We start from the raw sequence: 17,189 nt of genomic DNA on the forward strand, positions 1-17,189 counted from the left end.
TGTGCCCTGTGCATTCGCACAAATGAACAACGAAACATTCCGACAGGGGAGCGCACCACAGCGCTGAGAGTGCGGCGAGGCCTTCACGGCCACGGGCCGCAGACCCTCGGACCTGATCCGGGTCATACCGGCGTAGGGAGTCAGCAGCATCATGAACAGCCAGCTTCGGCGTGCCGTCCGTACGGCACTCGTCGGCGCCCTCGGCGTCTGCGTACTCGCGGCGTGCGGCGGGGAGTCCAAGGACAAGGACCCGTCCGGCGGGGCGAGCGGCCCGAAGACCGTGACGCTCGTCAGCCATGATTCCTTCGCGGCGTCCGACGCCGTGCTGAAGGAGTTCACCGCGCAGACCGGATACACGGTCAAGGTGCTCAAGAGCGGCGACGCGGGCACCGCGCTCAACAAGGAGATCCTCACCAAGGGCTCCCCGCAGGGCGACGTCTTCTTCGGTGTGGACAACACCCTGCTGTCCCGCGCCCTCGACAACGACCTCTTCACGCCGTACGAGGCCAAGGGCCTCGACCAGGTCGCGCAGGAGGTCCAGCTCGACGCAGGCAAGCACCGCGTGACGCCCGTGGACACCGGCGACATCTGCGTCAACTACGACAAGAAGTTCTTCGCCGACAAGAAGCTCGCGCCGCCGCGGACCTTCGCCGACCTCGCGAAGCCCGAGTACAAGAACATGCTGGTCGTCGAGAACGCCGCCACCTCCTCGCCCGGCCTCGGGTTCCTCCTCGGCAGCATCGGCGAGTACGGCGAGTCGGGCTGGCAGGGCTACTGGACCAAGCTCAAGGACAACGGCGTCAAGGTCGTCGACGGCTGGGAGCAGGCGTACAACGAGGAGTTCTCCGGCTCCGCCGGCGGCAAGAAGGCCAAGGCCGACCGCCCGCTCGTCGTCTCGTACGCCTCCAGCCCGCCGGTCGAGGTCCTCTACTCCGACCCGCAGCCGGCGGAGGCGCCCACCGGCGTGGCCACCGGCACCTGCTTCCGGCAGATCGAGTTCGCGGGCCTGCTGACGGGCGCGAAGAACGAGGCGGGCGGCAAGGCGCTGCTGGACTTCATGATCAGCAAGAAGTTCCAGGAGGACATGCCGCTCAACATGTTCGTCAACCCGGTGGTCAAGGACGCGAAGCTGCCCGAGCTGTTCACCGAGCACGGCGCGGTGGTCGAGAAGCCCGAGACCGTCGCCGCGGACACCATCGCGAAGAACCGTGAGCAGTGGGTCCGGTCGTGGTCCTCGCTCGTCGTGAAGTAGGCAGGTCCCTGCGGGGGAACGCGGCCCGGCTCGGCCTGATGGCCGGTCCGGTCGCGTTCTTCGCGCTTTTCTTCGCCTACCCCGTCGCGGCGATCGTCGGACGCGGCCTCCACGCCGAGGGGGCCTGGCAGTTCGGCCGGTTCGGCGAGGTGCTCGGCCGGCCGGACATCCGCGAGGTCCTGTGGTTCACCACCTGGCAGGCGCTGGCGTCCACGGCGTTGACCCTGCTGATCGCGCTGCCCGGCGCGTACGTGTTCGCCCGGCTCGACTTTCCCGGGAAGCGGCTGCTGCGCGCGGTGGTCACCGTGCCGTTCGTGCTGCCGACCGTCGTCGTCGGTACGGCGTTCCTGGCGCTGCTGGGGCGCGGCGGACTCGTCGACGAGCTGTGGGGGATCCGGCTGGACACCACGGTGTGGGCGATCCTCCTCGCGCACGTCTTCTTCAACTACGCCGTCGTCGTACGCACCGTCGGCGGCCTGTGGTCGCAGCTCGACCCCCGCCAGGAGGAAGCGGCCCGGGTGCTGGGCGCGGGGCGCTTCGCCGCCTGGCGGCGGGTGACGCTGCCCGCGCTGGTGCCCTCGCTCGCCGCGGCCGCCCTCATGGTCTTCCTCTTCACCTTCACCTCCTTCGGTGTCGTGCAGATCCTCGGCGGCCCCGCCTTCTCCACCCTCGAGGTGGAGATCTACCGGCAGACCGCCGAGTTCCTGGACCTGCCGACGGCGGCCGTGCTGACGCTGGTGCAGTTCCTGGCGGTCGGCGCGGTCCTGGCCGTGCACGCCTGGACGGTGCGGCGGCGGGAGAGCGCGCTGCGGCTCGTCGATCCGTCGCGCACCGCGCGACGGCCGCGCGGCACTGTTCAGTGGCTGCTGCTCGGCGGCGTCCTGACCACGGTGGTGGTGCTGCTCCTGGTGCCGCTCGCGGTGCTGGTCGAGCGCTCCTTCGACACCCCGGCCGGCTACGGGTTCGGCTACTACCGGGAACTCGGCACCGTGGACCCCTCCGGCGGAGCGTTCCTCGTGCCGCCGATCGACGCCGTGTGGAACTCCCTCCGCTACGCCCTGGCCGCGACCGCCATCTCTGTCGCCGTCGGCGGTCTCGCCGCCGCCGCTCTCACCCGCCGGGCGGGCAGGCTCGTCCGGGGCTTCGACGCACTGCTCATGCTGCCGCTCGGCGTCTCCGCCGTGACCGTCGGCTTCGGCTTCCTCATCACCCTCGACGAACCGCCGCTGGACCTGCGGGCCTCGTGGATCCTCGTGCCCCTCGCCCAGGCGCTGGTCGGCGTGCCCTTCGTCGTGCGCACGATGCTGCCCGTGCTGCGCGCCGTGGACGAACGCCTGCGGGAGGCGGCCGCGGTCCTCGGCGCCTCCCCGCTGCGGGCATGGCGGGAGGTCGATCTGCCGCTGGTGCGCAGGGCGCTGGCGGTGGCCGCCGGTTTCGCGTTCGCCGTCTCCCTCGGCGAGTTCGGCGCGACCGTCTTCATCGCCCGGCCCGACAACCCGACGCTGCCCGTGGCCGTCGCACGGCTGCTGGGACGGCCCGGGGAGCTCAACTACGGGCAGGCCATGGCACTGAGCACCATCTTGATGGTGGTGTGCGCGGTGGCGCTGCTGCTGCTCGAACGCATCCGTACCGAGTCCACCACCGAGGAGTTCTGATGGCGCTGCTGGAACTGGCGGGCGTGACCGTACGGTTCGGGCCGCGTACCGCGCTGGACTCGGTGGACCTCGAGGTCGCCGAGCACGAGATCGTGTGCCTGCTCGGACCGAGCGGCAGCGGCAAGTCGACGTTGCTACGCGTGGTCGCCGGGCTCCAGGAGGCCGACGCGGGGCGGGTGTTGCTCGGCGGCGCCGACCAGGTGCGGGTACCGGTGCATCGGCGCGGGGTGGGGCTCATGTTCCAGGACCACCAGCTGTTCCCGCAGCGGGATGTCGGCGGCAATGTCGCCTTCGGACTGCGGATGCACGGCGCGGACCGCGGGGAACGGGCCCGCCGGACCGACGAGTTGCTGCGGCTGGTGGGGCTGCCCGGTGCGCAGCAGAGGTCCGTCGCCGCCCTGTCCGGCGGCGAGCAGCAGCGTGTCGCCCTCGCCAGGGCGCTGGCACCGGAGCCGAGACTGCTGATGCTCGACGAGCCGCTCGGCCAGCTGGACCGTGGCCTGCGGGAGCGGCTCGTCGTCGAACTGCGCGACCTGTTCGGACGGCTGGGCACGACGGTGCTCGCCGTCACCCACGACCAGGGTGAGGCCTTCGCGCTGGCCGACCGCGTCGTCGTCATGCGGGACGGCCGGATCGCGCAGGCGGGGACACCGCTGGAGGTCTGGCAGCGGCCCGCATCCGCGTTCGTCGCCCGCTTCCTCGGTTTCGACAACGTCGTGGCGGCGACCGTCGAGGGCGCGGCCGCGAACACCGAATGGGGCAAGGTGCCGGTACCGGACGGGTCCCCCCAGGGAGCGCGGACGGTGCTCGTGCGGCCCGACGGGGTGCGGCTCACCGACCCGTCGGAGGGCCTGCGGTGCACGGTCGAGTCCCGCACCTTCCGCGGCAGCCACGTCGCTGTGCGACTGCGCCCCGACGACGGACCCGCGCTGGAGGCGGAGTGCTCCCTCGGACAGGCTCCGGCGCCGGGCGCGGCGGTGGGCGTGGTGTTCGCCGCCGACGAGGTGGTGGTGCTCGGACCGGACGACCCTTCAGTGGGCGTCCGCCAGTAGCCGCCGCAGCGCGCCCGGCGCCTCCTCGACCGAGTCGACGAGGGCGATCCGCGCCTCCATCGACCGGCCGCGCGCGAGTGATCGCAGCAGCGGCCACGCCGGCAGATGCTCCGTCCAGTGGTGCCGGTCGACGAGCACCATGGGAGTCGGTTCGCCGCGCGACTCGTAGTAGTTCGGCGTGGCGTTGTCGAAGATCTCCTGGAGGGTCCCGGCGGCGCCCGGAAGGAAGATCACACCCGCGTTCGACCTGGCCAGCAGGCCGTCCTCACGGGTGGCGTTGGCGAAGTACTTGGCGACGTGCCCGGCGAAGGCGTTCGGCGGCTCGTGGCCGTAGAACCAGGTGGGGATGCCGACGGAGTCGCCGCCCCGCGGCCAGCGGTGACGGACCTCGAAGGCGGCCTGCGCCCAGTCGGAGACGGACGGCACGAACGACGGGGCCTTGGCGAGCAGCAGCAGCGCGTCGTCCAGCATCTCGTCCGGGTGAGGTGCCGCGTACGCGCCCAGGTTGGCGGCCTCCATCGCGCCCGGCCCACCGCCGGTGGCGACCGTGAAGCCGGCACGGGCCAGTTCCCGGCCCAGCCGTGCGGCGCCGGCGTACGCGTCGGTGCCGCGGCCCATCGCGTGGCCGCCCATCACGCCCACGACCCGCTCGCCGGCGAGGTGTTCGTCCAAGGCGTCGGAGATCGAGTCGTCGTGGACGGCGCGGAGCATCGAGGCGAAGATGTCGTTGTCCGCCTTCGTCCGCTGGAACCACGCGTAGGCCAGGGCGTCGGGCGTCGACTCGTAACCGCCGTCCGCGAGGCCCTCGAACAGGTCGTCGGGGGAGTAGAGCAGGCCGCGGTACGGGTCGAAGGGCAGGTCGGGCACAGGCGGGAAGACGAGGGCGCCGTCCACGCGGACCTTGGCGGCGGCGTCCGGCTCCATGGGGCAGCCGAGGAACACGGCGGAGGCCGTGTCGACGCGCAGGAGGTCGGCGGTGCGCCCGGTGAGATCCACGGACTGGACCCGGTGTCCGGCGAGCGAGCCGCGGGCGACGACGTCGTCGAACTCTGCGAGGGACTCGATCTCACGGTCGTGCGGGGTGGCGGTCATGCGCCCACGATAGGCGGGCCGGGCTGCGCTTCCCCGGCCCGCCCGTCACCGAAGGGCCGCACCGCCGCCGGGACCGGACAGCTCGTCGCCGCCGGCTCGGCGGTGCGGCACCGCCCGCCTCGGTGCCTCAGTGCCTCAACGCCCCGGCGTAACGGTTCAGCGGGTCAGCGGGGCGGCCGCCAGGGCGCCCACCGTCAGGGTCAGCGGGACGAAGACCATGAACAGGACCCCGGCACGCAGGGCCGCCGCCTGCCGCAGGACCGTCGCCGGGGTGCCCAGCCGGACCAGGTCCGCGGTCGCCTCCGTGCGGGACTGCCTGGACTCCAGCGCCGCCGTCAGTAGCGCCGCCGTCGTGCACACGACGACCAGGGACGCGCCCAGCGCCGTCATCGGGCCCCACGGGCGCGGGGCGGAGCCGTACGCGGCGACGGCCGCCACCACTCCGGAGGACACCGCGCAGACCACGCCGAGGGGGCGGCCGATGCGCCGGGACTCCGCCATGAGGATGCGGCCGGACAGCAGCCGCATCGCGTTCGGCCCGGCCGACTGGAGCAGACGGCCGCACAGGTACGTGAGGGCGGGTCCCGCGAACCACAGGCCGACCGCCGTGAGGGCCCAGCCCACCAGCACGCCGGGCGGGCGGCTGTCGGCCTCTGTCCCGCTCACGTAGGTCTCGACGGCCAGGCCCACCGCGACCAGCGCGACACCCCAGGGCAGCCCGGCCGGGGCGCCGGGTTCCTCGGCGTCGGGCGCCGCGGGGCGCGGTCGCAGGGCGACGGCGGCCGACGCGGTGGCGATGAGCGGCACGAGCGACAGCAGGGTGAGCGCGGCGGGCAGCGGCAGCGGCGTCCCGGCGGAGAGCAGTTCGGCCGCGGCCCCGTCGAACGGCAGCCCCGTCAGGTCGCCCCGCAGGTGCAGGAAGAACAGCAGCGCGAGCACGCTGCCGAGCGCGCAGGAGAGCGCGGTGGAGGCCGCGGCGAGGACGGCGAGGCGTACAGGCCCGAGTCCGACCGCGGAGAGGCCGGAGCGCGGCCGGGTGCCGGGGTCCGTGCGGGCCACGGCCACCGCGAGGTACACCGTGGCGGCGAGCGGCAGCGCGCACCACAGCAGGCGACCCACGGAGGACCGGTCGTCGGGATGCGACAGCGCGTACATCAGTGTGCACAGCAGCAGGAAGCCGACACCCGCCGATGCCGCCGCCACCGTGAGCCGGCGCAGCAGTACCAGTGGATGCGACCCGCGCGTCAGACGGAGAGCGAGCACGCGGCCCGCCCTTCCGCGTCGGCGGTCGCCTGGGATCCCACCCGCCGCCCGTCGGCGAGCGTGATCGTGCGGTCGGCGACCGCCGCGACGTCCGCGTCGTGCGTGGCGAGCACCATGGTGATCCGGTGCGAGCGGACGGCGGCCGTCAGCGTGCGCAGTACCTGGGCGCGGTCCTGGCTGTGCAGCGAGGCGGTCGGCTCGTCCGCGAAGAGCACGGACGGGGTGGTGACCAGGGACCGTGCGACGGTGACGCGCTGCTGCTCGGCCCGAAGCAGCGCGTAGGGGTGCTTGCCCGCGCACGTGCCGACGTCCAGACGTTCCATCCACTCCATCGCCGTGGACCGCGCCGCCCGGCGGGAGACGCCGGCGAGCAGCAGCGGCAGGGCGGTGTTCTCCCAGGCGTTGAGCTCCGGCACGAGGGTCGGCTCGGGGTCGATCCAGCCGAAGCGGTCGCGCCGCAGCCGCTCGCGCACCAGGGCGGGCATGGTGTGCACGGGCGAGCTGTTGAACCACACCTCGCCCTGCTGGGCGACGAGCTGTCCGGACAGGCACTTCAGCAGTGTGGTCTTGCCGCTGCCGCGCGCACCGAGCACGGCGAGGATCTCGCCCTCCCGCACACCGAGCGACACGCCCACGAGGGCCGGGGAGCCGCGGTGGGCGTGGTGCAGGGAGCGAGCCCAGATCACATCGTTGTCGGGCGGGGCCACCATGACGTACACCTCGGTTCTGATCAGATTTCCGGCCCCCCGTACGGGGGAACGAAGGCAGGGCCGATCGGTCACTGGGCACGCTAGGGAGTCACTGCCGGGGTACCGGGAAGCACGCGGCCCGGGCACCGTCCATCTCACTCGGATGGAGGTACCCGGGCCGCGTGCGGGGAGGGCGGGGTGGGATCAGAGCTTGGTCCACGCCTCGGCGAGGACGCCACGCAGGATCTGCTCGATCTCGTCGAACGTCGACTGGTCGGAGATCAGCGGCGGCGCCAGCTGGACCACCGGGTCGCCGCGGTCGTCGGCCCGGCAGTACAGACCGTTGTCGTACAGCGCCTTGGAGAGGAAGCCGTACAGGACGCGCTCGGTCTCCTCGTCGTTGAAGGACTCCTTGGTGGCCTTGTCCTTCACCAGCTCGATGCCGTAGAAGAAGCCGTTGCCGCGGACGTCACCGACGATCGGCAGGTCGTGCAGCTTCTGCAGCGTGGAGAGGAAGTTGCCCTCGTTGTCGAGGACGTGCTGGTTGAGGCCCTCGCGCTCGAAGATGTCGAGGTTGGCGATGCCCACGGCCGCGGAGACCGGGTGGCCGCCGAAGGTGTAACCGTGCAGGAAGGTGTTGTCACCCTGGTAGAACGGCTCGGCCAGGCGGTCGGAGACGATGCAGGCACCGATCGGGGAGTAGCCCGAGGTCATGCCCTTGGCGCAGGTGATCATGTCCGGCACGTAGTCGAACTTGTCGCAGGCGAACATCGTGCCGAGCCGGCCGAAGGCGCAGATGACCTCGTCGGAGACGAGCAGCACGTCGTACTGGTCGCAGATCTCGCGGACCCGCCGGAAGTACCCGGGCGGCGGCGGGAAGCAGCCGCCGGCGTTCTGCACCGGCTCGAGGAAGACCGCGGCGACGGTCTCCGGGCCCTCGAAGAGGATCTGCTGCTCGATCTGGTCGGCGGCCCAGCGGCCGAAGGCCTCGGGGTCGTCGCCGTGGATCGGGGCGCGGTAGATGTTGGTGTTCGGCACCTTGTGCGCGCCGGGGACCAGCGGCTCGAACGGGGCCTTGAGGGCCGGCAGGCCGGTGATCGACAGGGCGCCCTGCGGGGTGCCGTGGTAGGCGACCGCGCGCGAGATGACCTTGTACTTGGTGGGCTTGCCCTGGAGCTTGAAGTACTGCTTGGCGAGCTTCCAGGCGGTCTCGACGGCCTCACCGCCGCCGGTGGTGAAGAAGACCTTGTTGAGGTCGCCCGGCGCGTGGTGGGCGAGGCGCTCCGCGAGCTCGACCGCCTTGGGGTGCGCGTAGGACCAGACGGGGAAGAAGGCGAGCTCCTGGGCCTGCTTGTAGGCGGTCTCAGCGAGCTCGTGCCGGCCGTGGCCCGCGTTGACCACGAAGAGGCCGGAGAGGCCGTCGAGGTAGCGCTTGCCCTTGTCGTCGTAGATGTAGGTGCCCTCGCCACGCACGATGGTGGGCACGGGTGCGTGCTCGTACGACGACATGCGGGTGAAGTGCATCCACAGGTGGTCGTAGGCGGTCTTGGAGAGGTCCTTGCTCACGGCTATCGGGTTCCCCACATATAGGTCTGCTTCTTGAGCTTGAGGTAGACGAAGCTCTCGGTGGAGCGCACGCCGGGGAGCGCACGGATCCGCTTGTTGATCACTTCGAGCAGGTGGTCGTCGTCCTCGCAGACGATCTCCACCATGAGGTCGAAGGAGCCCGCGGTCATCACCACGTACTCGCACTCGGCCATGGCCGTCACCGCGTCCGCGACGGGGTCGAGGTCGCCCTCGACCTTGATGCCGACCATCGCCTGGCGTCGCAGGCCCACGGTGAGCGGGTCGGTGACGGCGACGATCTGCATCACGCCCTGGTCGAGCAGCTTCTGGACGCGCTGCCGCACGGCCGCTTCGGAAAGGCCCACGGCCTTGCCGATCGCGGCGTAGGGACGGCGACCGTCCTCCTGGAGCTGTTCGATGATCGCGAGGGAGACCGCGTCGATCGTCGGGGTCGACGAACCACCTGCGGTCCCGTTCCTGGAGTCTGCGCTACGACTGGCCACAACCTCACTCTGCACCGCGACTCGTCTGTCTGGCAAGCCCTGAGCGATGAAATTCGTTGTCGTGAGGGTCAAACTTCACTGAATCCGAAGTTGGAGGGTGGCGGGCCTGTTGAAAACGTCCGCGAAGCGATTAGGGTGGGGTGTCTCACCCATCGGACATGACAGGAGGGGTGGCAACAGTGACCACCGAGCTGCGTCGACTGCGCAACTACATCAACGGGGAGTTCAAGGACGCCGCCGACGGCCGGACGATCGACATCGTCAACCCCGCCACCGGCGAGGTGTACGCCACGTCGCCTCTCTCCGGCCAGGCCGACGTCGACGCCGCCATGGACGCAGCCGCGGCCGCCTTCCCCGCCTGGCGCGACACCACGCCCGCGGAGCGCCAGAAGGTGCTGCTGAAGATCGCCGACGCGTTCGAGGAGCGGGCCGAGGACCTGATCGCGGCCGAGTCGGAGAACACCGGCAAGCCCCTCGGGCTGACCCGCACCGAAGAGATCCCGCCGATGGTGGACCAGATCCGCTTCTTCGCCGGCGCCGCCCGCATGCTCGAGGGCCGCTCCGCCGGTGAGTACATGGAGGGCATGACCTCCATCATCCGGCGCGAGCCGGTCGGCGTCTGCGCGCAGGTCGCCCCGTGGAACTACCCGATGATGATGGCCGTCTGGAAGTTCGCGCCGGCTCTCGCGGCGGGCAACACCGTCGTGCTGAAGCCGTCCGACACCACGCCCGCCTCGACCGTGCTGATGGCCGAGATCATCGGTGCGATCGCGCCCAAGGGCGTCTTCAACGTGGTGTGCGGTGACCGCGACACCGGCCGTGCGATGGTCGAGCACCCGGTCCCCGCCATGGCGTCCATCACCGGCTCCGTGCGGGCCGGCATCCAGGTCGCGGCCTCCGCGGCCAAGGACGTCAAGCGGGTCCACCTCGAGCTCGGCGGCAAGGCGCCGGTCGTGGTCTTCGAGGACACCGACATCGACAAGGCCGTCGAGGACATCTCGGTGGCGGGCTTCTTCAACGCCGGCCAGGACTGCACGGCGGCCACCCGCGTGCTCGTGCACGAGTCCATCCACGACGAGTTCGTCTCCGCGCTCGCCAAGGCGGCGGCCGAGACGAAGACCGGCGCCCCGGACGACGAGGACGTGCTCTACGGTCCGCTGAACAACGCGAACCAGCTGGACCAGGTCACCGGCTTCATCGACCGCCTCCCGGCGCACGCCAAGGTCGAGTCGGGTGGCCGACGGGTCGGTGACAAGGGCTACTTCTACGCCGCCACCGTCGTCTCCGGCCTCAAGCAGGACGACGAGATCATCCAGAACGAGGTCTTCGGCCCGGTCATCACCGTGCAGTCCTTCTCGGACGAGGCGCAGGCCCTCGAGTGGGCGAACGGTGTGGAGTACGCACTGGCCTCCTCGGTGTGGACCAAGGACCACGCGCGGGCGATGCGGATGTCCAAGGCGCTGGACTTCGGTTGTGTGTGGATCAACACCCACATCCCGCTGGTCGCCGAGATGCCCCACGGCGGCTTCAAGAAGTCCGGCTACGGCAAGGACCTGTCGGCGTACGGCTTCGACGACTACACGCGCATCAAGCACGTGATGACGTCGCTCGACGGCTGAGTCCCTGTTTCTGAACACAGCGCGCCCGGTGCACTCGTGCACCGGGCGCGCTGTCGTGCGCGCGGCCCCCGGGAAAGGGTTTTGAACGCGTTCACTTCTGCCGTAGGGTGCCCGTATGAGCGAGCGAGCAGCCCTCTTGCGGGGGATACGCGTGTGGTTGGCCTTCTTCGTCGTGTGTCTCGTGCTCAGTGGGGTGACCGCGTTTCCCCTGGTGACGGAAGTGCGCCTGCTCGAGGATCTGCTGGGCTCCGCCGCCTCGCCCGTCCCCGAACAGCTGCCCGGCCTCATGGAATGGATCGGGCGGGTACGGGAAGGACTCGACGCGACCGAGGCGAAGTACCCGTTCGTCCTCTACGGCACCGACTGGCTCGCCTTCGCCCACCTCGTGATCGCCGTCGCCTTCTACGGGCCCTACCGTGACCCCGTGCGCAACGTCTGGGTCGTCGAGTTCGGCATGATCGCCTGCGCCGGAATCATTCCGCTCGCCCTGATCTGCGGCCCGATCCGCGGCATCCCCTTCTGGTGGTCGGTCGTCGACATGTCCTTCGGCGTCTTCGGTGTGATCCCGCTGTACCTCGTCCGCCGCAGGATCAAGCGACTCGAGGCGCTGACGGCGCCGGCGTCCGTGGCCGGACCGGTGCCGTCAGCGGCCTGAGGTCACTGGTCGTCCGGCGTGCCGAACGTGGTGAGGACGACGTTCGTCACGACCGGGTTGGCGTCCCGCCCCTTCGCGTCCGTGGAGTTGATGCTGTACACGAGGGTGCGCGACAGGTCGCGGGTACCGCCGATACCCGCGTTGTAGCCCCAGCGGCCCCCGGTCTTGCCCCAGACCTCGTGGCCGCCCAGCCGCCAACGGCTCATCCCCACGCTGTGGTTCGCGGTTCCCTTCCTCAGCCGCGGCAGGGTGAACATCTCCTCCAGCAGCGGCCCGCGCACCACCCGCCCGCCGAACAGCGCCCGGGTGAAACGCTCCAGATCGGCCGTGGTGGAGATGATGTCGCCCGCGGCCCAGCCGTCCGTGGTGCCCCAGACGCTGACGTCGCGCAGTTCCTCACCGCCGTCCGCGGACGCGAAGACCTGGTACCCGTGGTTGTGCCGGCCGTGGATGCGCGGATCGGCGCCCGGGTGGTAGGTGTCCCGCAGTCCGAGCGGCCGCAGGATCCGCCGTGCGACCTGGTTCTCGTACGTGTCACCGGTGACCCGCTCGATCAGGAGACCCGCGATCGTGTAACCGATGTTGAGGTAGTGCTGCTGCTCGCCGGGTGCGAACTCCCGCGGCTTCGACGTCGCCGAGCGCACCATGTCACGCGGATCGTGCAGGTCGAAGCGGTTCTCGTACCAGTCCTCGACGTCGTTCCCCTCGAAGTCCGGGGCCGGTATCCCGCTGGTGTGGTTCAGCAACTGGCGCACGGTCACGTCCGCGTAGGCCATGGGGATCAGCTCCGGAAGGTAGGAACGGGCCGTCCGGTCCAGGTCGATCCGCTGCTCCGCGGCCAGGTGCAGAACCGTCGCCGCGGTGAAGACCTTCGTCACGGACCCGGCCCGGAACCGTCCGGCAGGGTCGGCCGGACGTCCCGTCCGCAGATCGTGCACGCCGGCACTGCCCCGCCACTGCCCGTCGCCGCCGACGCGGACCAGGGCCGCCGTCGCCCGGGCCGTCGCCGGGTCGCGCACCGCGTCGATCGCGGCGCGAAGTGCGGCCGCGTCCGGCCCCGAAGGTCGAGCGGCGGCAGGTGCGTCGGCGACAGGAGTGCCGGCCGCGGCGGGGAGAACGGTGGGGCCCCCGGCGAGACCCAGGACGAGCGCGGCGGCGAGGACGGTTCGGGTACGGGCCTTCATGATGGGTGCTCCAGGATGTGGTGACGTCGAGTGACGGACCTGACTCATCCTGCTGACCGGAGCAGCCGCGCGGATCGCCGGAGCGGGCGGTCTTCGAGCCCTCAGCCGCTCGCCGGTGCGGGGGAGTCGCAGACGCCGTCTCCCTCGCGCGGGGGAGAGCCGGCCGCGATGAGTCCGCTCTCGTAGGCGCAGATCACCGCCTGGATCCGGTCCCGCAGCCCCAGCTTGGCCAGCACGTTGCCCACATGGGTCTTGACCGTGTGCTCGCTCACCACCAGCTCCGCGGCGATCTCGGCGTTCGAAAGGCCACGCCCCAGCAGCAGCAGAGTCTCGCGCTCCCGCGAGGTCAGTGACTCCAGCCTGCCGTCGGGCCGCCGGACGCGAGGAACGGCGCGTGTGTACTGCTCGATCAGCCGGCGGGCGACGGACGGCGCCAGCAGCGAGTCACCCTGGGCCACCACCCGTACCGCGTGGACCAGGTCGTCCCGCCGGACATCCTTCAGCAGAAAGCCACTGGCTCCCGCGTGCAGCGCCTCGTACACGTACTCGTCGGAGTCGAACGTGGTCAGCATGACGGTCCGGCAGGCCGAGACGGTGCTGATCCCCCGGCAGGCCTCGATACCGTCCATGCGCGGCATACGGATGTCGAGCAGCGCCACATCGGGACAGTGGCGACGCACGGCCTCCACGGCCTGCGCTCCGTCGCCAGCCTCCGCGACCACCTCGATGTCCGGCTGCGCGTCAAGGATCATCGCGAAGCCGCTGCAGACCAGTTCCTGGTCGTCCGCGACCACCACACGGATCGGCAACGTCCCACCTCCCGGCCGGAGTTTACGGCTCCCACGCGGATCCGGACGTGCCGGCCGGGAGCGGCAGCACGACCCTGACCTCGAAGCCCCTCCCGCCGGGCCCCGCACCGGTGCTCGCCGTACCGCCGTGCGCCGCCACCCTTTCCCGTATGCCCGTCAGTCCGTGGCCTCCCGTCCTCCCCGGGCCGCCGGCCGGGGCCGCCCCCCGGCCGTCGTCGGTGACCGTGATCTCCAGGGCGCCAGGGCCGTGGCGGAGCCGGACGGACGCCCGGGCGGCTCCGGCGTGCTTGACCACGTTCGTCAGTGCCTCCTGCACCACCCGGAACACGGTGGCGCCGGTCGCCGGCGGCAGTGCCCCGGCCGCTCCCTCCGTACGGCAGGAGACCTCCAGACCTCCGGCCCTGACCCGGTCGATCAGGGCGGGCAGGTCGCCGATGTCCGGCTGCGGCGCACGGGGCGCCCCGTGCGCCTCGTTCTCCCGCAACACCCCCAGCATGCCGCGCAACTGCGCCATGGCGTCCCGCCCCGCCTCGGAGATCGCGTCGAACGCCGCTTCAGCCTTCCGCGGGTCCGTGCGGACCGTGACCGGCCCCGCTTCCGCCTGCACGATCATCAGGCTCACCGCGTGGGAGAGGATGTCGTGCATCTCCCTGGCGATCCGGGCCCGTTCCCGCGCGGCCGACTGCTCCGCCTCGATCCGGTTCGCCCGCTCCAGCTGAGCCGCCCGGTCCTCCACCGCCGCGATGTACGCCTGCTTCGTGTCGGCGAGCCGCCCGAAGGCGTAGGCAGCGCCGAGGACGAACAGGGAGAACGTCAGCTCCCGCAGCGACCGGCTGTTCAGCCACACGGAGGCCGCCACGATCAGCGGCAGCGAGAGCAGGACGCCCAGGCGCTTGGCCGGCGGTGACAGCGCGGCGACGGTGTGCACCACGACCAGCCCCGTGTACGGCAGCGGCTGGCCCGGCCCGTCCAGCGCCACCTGGTACAGGCCGCCGGCCGCCAGCACGGCCAGCAGCACGGCCACCGGCGCGCGCCGCCGCCAGACGAGAGGCAGCACCGTCAAGGTGGTGAGCCCGTACGCCGCCCAGGTCGCCGGCGGCGTGCCGACGGGGCGCGGCATCACGAACGGCATGGTCATCGCCGCCTGCACGAGCAGCGCGACACCGATGTCGACGTACCAGGGATTGGCCCGCGCCAGGGCCCGCGCCCTGGCGGCCGTCCGCCGCGCGTCCACTAGGGCTTGCGGCCCACCGCGCCGAACTGCGGCACCTCGGCCGCCCGCGGGGCTCCCCAGCGCGCGCACGAGACGATGCCCGGTTCGACGATCTCCAGGCCGTCGAGGAAGGAGGCGAACTCCGCCCGGCTGCGCGCGGTGATGGGCGGGGTGGCGTTCTCGTTCCAGAACGCCATCGCCTGTGCGTTGCCCTCGCCGCCGAGCTCCAGGGTGGGGTGGGTGAGGACCAGGTGGCTGCCGGACGGCAGTGCGTCCATCAGGGTCCGCACGATCGACCGCGCCTTGTCGGTGTCGAGCACGAAGTTGAGGATGCCGAGCATCATCACGGCGACAGGGCGGCGCAGATCGAGCGTCGCCGAGGCGGACCGGAGGACGGCGCCGGGATCGTGGGCGTCGGCGTCCACGTACGCGGTGACGCCCTCCGGGGTGCCCGCCAGCAGGGCGCGTGCGTGGGTCAGCACGATCGGGTCGTTGTCCACGTAGACGATCCGGGCGTCGGGGGCGATGCGCTGCGCCACCTCGTGCGTGTTGTCGGCGGTCGGCAGTCCCGTGCCGATGTCGAGGAACTGACGGATCCCCGCCTCGCCCGCCAGATACGACACGGACCGGCCGAGGAACGCCCGGTCCGCGCGGGCCACTTCGGCGATGCTCGGGAACATGCCGGCGATCCGCTCGCCGACCTCCTGGTCCACCGCGTAGTTGTCCTTGCCTCCCAGCCAGTAGTTCCAGACACGGGAGTTGTGGGCCGTGTCGGTGCGGATCGGGTCTGTCACCTGTGAGGTCCCTTCAAAGAGCGTGGGTCTTCGAGGACGGCCCGCAGGGCGTCGACCCGGTTCGTGGTGATCGAGTCGATGCCGCAGCCGATCAGTCGCCGCATCGTACGGCGGGTGTCCGCCGTCCACGCGGAGACGAGCAGACCGTCCCGGTGCGCACGGTCCGTCAACTCCCGCCCGACCAGGCCGAAACGGTAGTTGAGCCAGCGCGGCTTCACGGCGTCCAGCAGCGCGGGCCGCGGCGGGGCCAGTGTCGTCCAGGTCATCGCGATCTCCGCGGCGGCGTCGGCCGCGCGGACCGCGAGCATCGTCGCAGGGCCGGCGCAGTAGTAGACGTGCTCCGCCGCACCGCAGTCGCGGACGGTGTCCACCACGCACCGCACCGACTCCGGTGTCGCGCCGGGCAGATCGATCATCAGCCGGTGCGGGCCGAGTCCGGTCAGCGCCTCGTGGAGGGTGGGCACACCGCCATGGGTGAGGCCGTCGACCTCCGCCTTCGTGAGCCTCGCCAGCGGCCGGTCATGACCCCACAGCCGCTTCAGCGTCGCGTCGTGCAGCAGCACCGGGACGCCGTCCCTGGTGAGCCGTACGTCGATCTCGACCGCGTCCGCGCCGCGCTCCAGGGCCGAGCGCAGCGAGGGCAGGGTGTTCTCACGGAACCGGTAGGGGTCGCCGCGGTGGGCGACCACCGTCACCGCGCGCATGTCAGCGGGCGAGCCACTCGGCGGTGTACGTGTCGATCTCCGAGACGATCCGGGCCTTGCCGGCCGGGTCGAGGAACGACGCCTGCACCGCGTTCTTGGCGAGACCGGCGATACCGCGTTCGTCCAGGTCCAGCAGCCGGGCGGTGACCGTGTACTCGTTGTTGAGGTCGGTGCCGAACATCGGCGGGTCGTCGCTGTTGACCGTGACCAGGACACCGGCGGCGACCATCTCCTTGACCGGGTGCTGCTCGAGGTCGGTGACCGCCCGGGTGGCGATGTTGGACGTGGGGCACACCTCCAGCGGGATCCGGTGCTCGGCGAGGTGCGCCAGCAGCTTCGGGTCCCGCACCGAACTGGTGCCGTGTCCGATGCGCTCGGCGCGCAGGTCGTTCAGCGCGTCCCAGATCGTCTGCGGCCCGGTCGTCTCGCCGGCGTGCGGCACGGAACGCAGACCGGCGGCGATCGCGCGGTCGAAGTACGGCTTGAACTGCGGGCGCGGGACGCCGATCTCGGGTCCGCCGAGACCGAAGGAGACCAGGCCCTCCGGCCGCAGGTCGACCGCGAGCCGGGCGGTCTCCTCCGCGGCCTCGAGCCCTGCTTCACCGGGGATGTCGAAGCACCAGCGCAGCACCACCCCGAGCTCCCGCTCCGCGGCGACGCGGGCGTCCTCGATGGCGGCCATGAAGGCCTTCTCGTCGATGCCGCGGCGGGTGGAGCTGAACGGCGTGATGGTCAGCTCCGCGTAGCGGATGTTCTGCCGCGCCATGTCACGGGCGACCTCGAAGGTGAGCAGCCGCACGTCCTCCGGGGTGCGGATCAGGTCGACCACCGAGAGGTAGACCTCGACGAAGTGCGCGAAGTCGGTGAAGGTGAAGTAGTCGGCGAGTGCCTCGGGGTCCGTGGGCACCTTCGAGTCCGGGTGGTTCGCGGCCAGTTCCGCGACGATCCGCGGAGAGGCGGAACCGACATGGTGCACATGCAACTCTGCCTTGGGCAGCCCTGCGATGAAGGGGCGCAGATCGGTCATCGGATTCCTCCAGGTGGGACGGGCCGCTCCTGCGGGGCCGGGGACAGGTCCTGTTCGCCGGGCGGTGGTTGTGCTCCGGGATCATGGTAGGCGGCCTCCGGCGCCGGGAACC

At 71.3% G+C, this 17,189-nt stretch carries 16 protein-coding genes and 1 riboswitch; of the genes, 5 read left to right on the plus strand and 11 right to left on the minus strand.

The window, feature by feature from the left end; genetic code table 11:
• The first annotated feature begins 34 nt into the window (after positions 1 to 34).
• A riboswitch (TPP riboswitch) is annotated at positions 35 to 156 on the plus strand.
• The 3 genes from ACIPJI_RS34425 (at position 152) to ACIPJI_RS34435 (ending at position 3,959) form a co-directional block, all read left to right on the plus strand.
• Complete coding sequence (locus ACIPJI_RS34425) at positions 152 to 1,252, plus strand: thiamine ABC transporter substrate-binding protein (RefSeq protein WP_356622228.1); 1,101 nt, start codon at positions 152 to 154, stop codon at positions 1,250 to 1,252. (Overlaps the previous riboswitch by 5 nt.)
• Positions 1,253 to 1,290: 38 nt before the next feature.
• Positions 1,291 to 2,907, plus strand: coding sequence for an ABC transporter permease (locus ACIPJI_RS34430; protein WP_402250853.1), 1,617 nt, complete (start codon positions 1,291 to 1,293; stop codon positions 2,905 to 2,907).
• On the plus strand, positions 2,907 to 3,959 hold the full coding sequence (locus ACIPJI_RS34435; protein ID WP_307708530.1) for an ABC transporter ATP-binding protein: 1,053 nt from the start codon (positions 2,907 to 2,909) through the stop codon (positions 3,957 to 3,959). The genes ACIPJI_RS34430 and ACIPJI_RS34435 overlap by 1 nt, the downstream gene beginning before the upstream one ends.
• Here the strand turns inward: ACIPJI_RS34435 and ACIPJI_RS34440 are convergent.
• The 5 genes from ACIPJI_RS34440 to ACIPJI_RS34460 all read right to left on the minus strand — a co-directional run bounded on the left by ACIPJI_RS34440 (position 3,939) and on the right by ACIPJI_RS34460 (position 9,087).
• A complete protein-coding gene (locus ACIPJI_RS34440; protein ID WP_402250811.1) occupies positions 3,939 to 5,051 on the minus strand; it encodes an LOG family protein in 1,113 nt (370 codons plus the stop codon). The two genes, ACIPJI_RS34435 and ACIPJI_RS34440, sit on opposite strands and share 21 nt — an antisense overlap.
• 156 nt (positions 5,052 to 5,207) lie before the next feature.
• Complete coding sequence (locus tag ACIPJI_RS34445; protein WP_402250813.1) at positions 5,208 to 6,314, minus strand: hypothetical protein; 1,107 nt, start codon at positions 6,312 to 6,314, stop codon at positions 5,208 to 5,210.
• Positions 6,296 to 7,024, minus strand: a complete 729-nt coding sequence (locus tag ACIPJI_RS34450; RefSeq protein WP_402250814.1) for an ABC transporter ATP-binding protein — start codon at positions 7,022 to 7,024, stop codon at positions 6,296 to 6,298. The genes ACIPJI_RS34445 and ACIPJI_RS34450 overlap by 19 nt, the downstream gene beginning before the upstream one ends.
• 183 nt (positions 7,025 to 7,207) lie before the next feature.
• Positions 7,208 to 8,587 (minus strand): aspartate aminotransferase family protein, encoded by a 1,380-nt coding sequence (locus tag ACIPJI_RS34455; protein ID WP_307708534.1) that lies wholly within the window; start codon positions 8,585 to 8,587, stop codon positions 7,208 to 7,210.
• Positions 8,572 to 9,087, minus strand: a complete 516-nt coding sequence (locus tag ACIPJI_RS34460) for an Lrp/AsnC family transcriptional regulator (RefSeq protein WP_307708535.1) — start codon at positions 9,085 to 9,087, stop codon at positions 8,572 to 8,574. The genes ACIPJI_RS34455 and ACIPJI_RS34460 overlap by 16 nt, the downstream gene beginning before the upstream one ends.
• Before the next feature lie 164 nt (positions 9,088 to 9,251).
• Here ACIPJI_RS34460 and ACIPJI_RS34465 point away from each other — a divergent pair, with 164 nt between their 5' ends.
• Positions 9,252 to 10,691, plus strand: a complete 1,440-nt coding sequence (locus tag ACIPJI_RS34465; protein ID WP_356622269.1) for a gamma-aminobutyraldehyde dehydrogenase — start codon at positions 9,252 to 9,254, stop codon at positions 10,689 to 10,691.
• Between the two features lie 115 nt (positions 10,692 to 10,806).
• Positions 10,807 to 11,346: a hypothetical protein gene (locus ACIPJI_RS34470; RefSeq protein ID WP_356622223.1), complete on the plus strand. Its 540-nt coding sequence runs from the start codon at positions 10,807 to 10,809 to the stop codon at positions 11,344 to 11,346.
• Between the two features lie 2 nt (positions 11,347 to 11,348).
• On the opposite strand, the gene ACIPJI_RS34475 is transcribed toward ACIPJI_RS34470, so the two are convergent.
• The 6 genes from ACIPJI_RS34475 to ACIPJI_RS34500 all read right to left on the minus strand — a co-directional run bounded on the left by ACIPJI_RS34475 (position 11,349) and on the right by ACIPJI_RS34500 (position 17,077).
• Positions 11,349 to 12,530, minus strand: a complete 1,182-nt coding sequence (locus ACIPJI_RS34475) for a serine hydrolase domain-containing protein (RefSeq protein ID WP_402250817.1) — start codon at positions 12,528 to 12,530, stop codon at positions 11,349 to 11,351.
• 101 nt (positions 12,531 to 12,631) lie between these two features.
• The gene (locus tag ACIPJI_RS34480; protein WP_402250819.1) at positions 12,632 to 13,339 is read right to left on the minus strand and encodes a response regulator; all 708 of its coding nucleotides are present in this window, start codon (positions 13,337 to 13,339) and stop codon (positions 12,632 to 12,634) included.
• A 22-nt stretch (positions 13,340 to 13,361) separates the two neighbouring features.
• Complete coding sequence (locus ACIPJI_RS34485) at positions 13,362 to 14,573, minus strand: sensor histidine kinase (protein WP_402250821.1); 1,212 nt, start codon at positions 14,571 to 14,573, stop codon at positions 13,362 to 13,364.
• Positions 14,573 to 15,346 (minus strand): SAM-dependent methyltransferase, encoded by a 774-nt coding sequence (locus tag ACIPJI_RS34490; protein ID WP_402250823.1) that lies wholly within the window; start codon positions 15,344 to 15,346, stop codon positions 14,573 to 14,575. The genes ACIPJI_RS34485 and ACIPJI_RS34490 overlap by 1 nt, the downstream gene beginning before the upstream one ends.
• Positions 15,343 to 16,050 carry a glycerophosphodiester phosphodiesterase gene (locus ACIPJI_RS34495; protein ID WP_402250825.1) on the minus strand — a complete coding sequence of 236 codons (708 nt, stop codon included), beginning with the start codon at positions 16,048 to 16,050 and terminating at the stop codon, positions 15,343 to 15,345. The genes ACIPJI_RS34490 and ACIPJI_RS34495 overlap by 4 nt, the downstream gene beginning before the upstream one ends.
• A 1-nt stretch (position 16,051) precedes the next feature.
• On the minus strand, positions 16,052 to 17,077 hold the full coding sequence (locus ACIPJI_RS34500; RefSeq protein WP_356622219.1) for an adenosine deaminase: 1,026 nt from the start codon (positions 17,075 to 17,077) through the stop codon (positions 16,052 to 16,054).
• Positions 17,078 to 17,189: the final 112 nt, after the last annotated feature.

The organism is Streptomyces sp. NPDC086835, assembly GCF_044745705.1.
GTDB lineage: Bacteria > Actinomycetota > Actinomycetes > Streptomycetales > Streptomycetaceae > Streptomyces.

Excerpts from the sequence above, each read along its gene's own strand:
- ACIPJI_RS34500 (WP_356622219.1), bottom strand. The coding sequence starts at position 17,077 with ATGACCGATCTGCGCCCCTTCATCGCAGGGCTGCCCAAGGCAGAGTTG.
- ACIPJI_RS34425 (WP_356622228.1), top strand. The coding sequence starts at position 152 with ATGAACAGCCAGCTTCGGCGTGCCGTCCGTACGGCACTCGTCGGCGCC.
- ACIPJI_RS34440 (WP_402250811.1), bottom strand. The coding sequence starts at position 5,051 with ATGACCGCCACCCCGCACGACCGTGAGATCGAGTCCCTCGCAGAGTTC.
- ACIPJI_RS34495 (WP_402250825.1), bottom strand. The coding sequence starts at position 16,050 with ATGCGCGCGGTGACGGTGGTCGCCCACCGCGGCGACCCCTACCGGTTC.
- ACIPJI_RS34430 (WP_402250853.1), top strand. The coding sequence starts at position 1,291 with ATGGCCGGTCCGGTCGCGTTCTTCGCGCTTTTCTTCGCCTACCCCGTC.
- ACIPJI_RS34450 (WP_402250814.1), bottom strand. The coding sequence starts at position 7,024 with ATGGTGGCCCCGCCCGACAACGATGTGATCTGGGCTCGCTCCCTGCAC.
- ACIPJI_RS34435 (WP_307708530.1), top strand. The coding sequence starts at position 2,907 with ATGGCGCTGCTGGAACTGGCGGGCGTGACCGTACGGTTCGGGCCGCGT.
- ACIPJI_RS34475 (WP_402250817.1), bottom strand. The coding sequence starts at position 12,530 with ATGAAGGCCCGTACCCGAACCGTCCTCGCCGCCGCGCTCGTCCTGGGT.
- ACIPJI_RS34470 (WP_356622223.1), top strand. The coding sequence starts at position 10,807 with ATGAGCGAGCGAGCAGCCCTCTTGCGGGGGATACGCGTGTGGTTGGCC.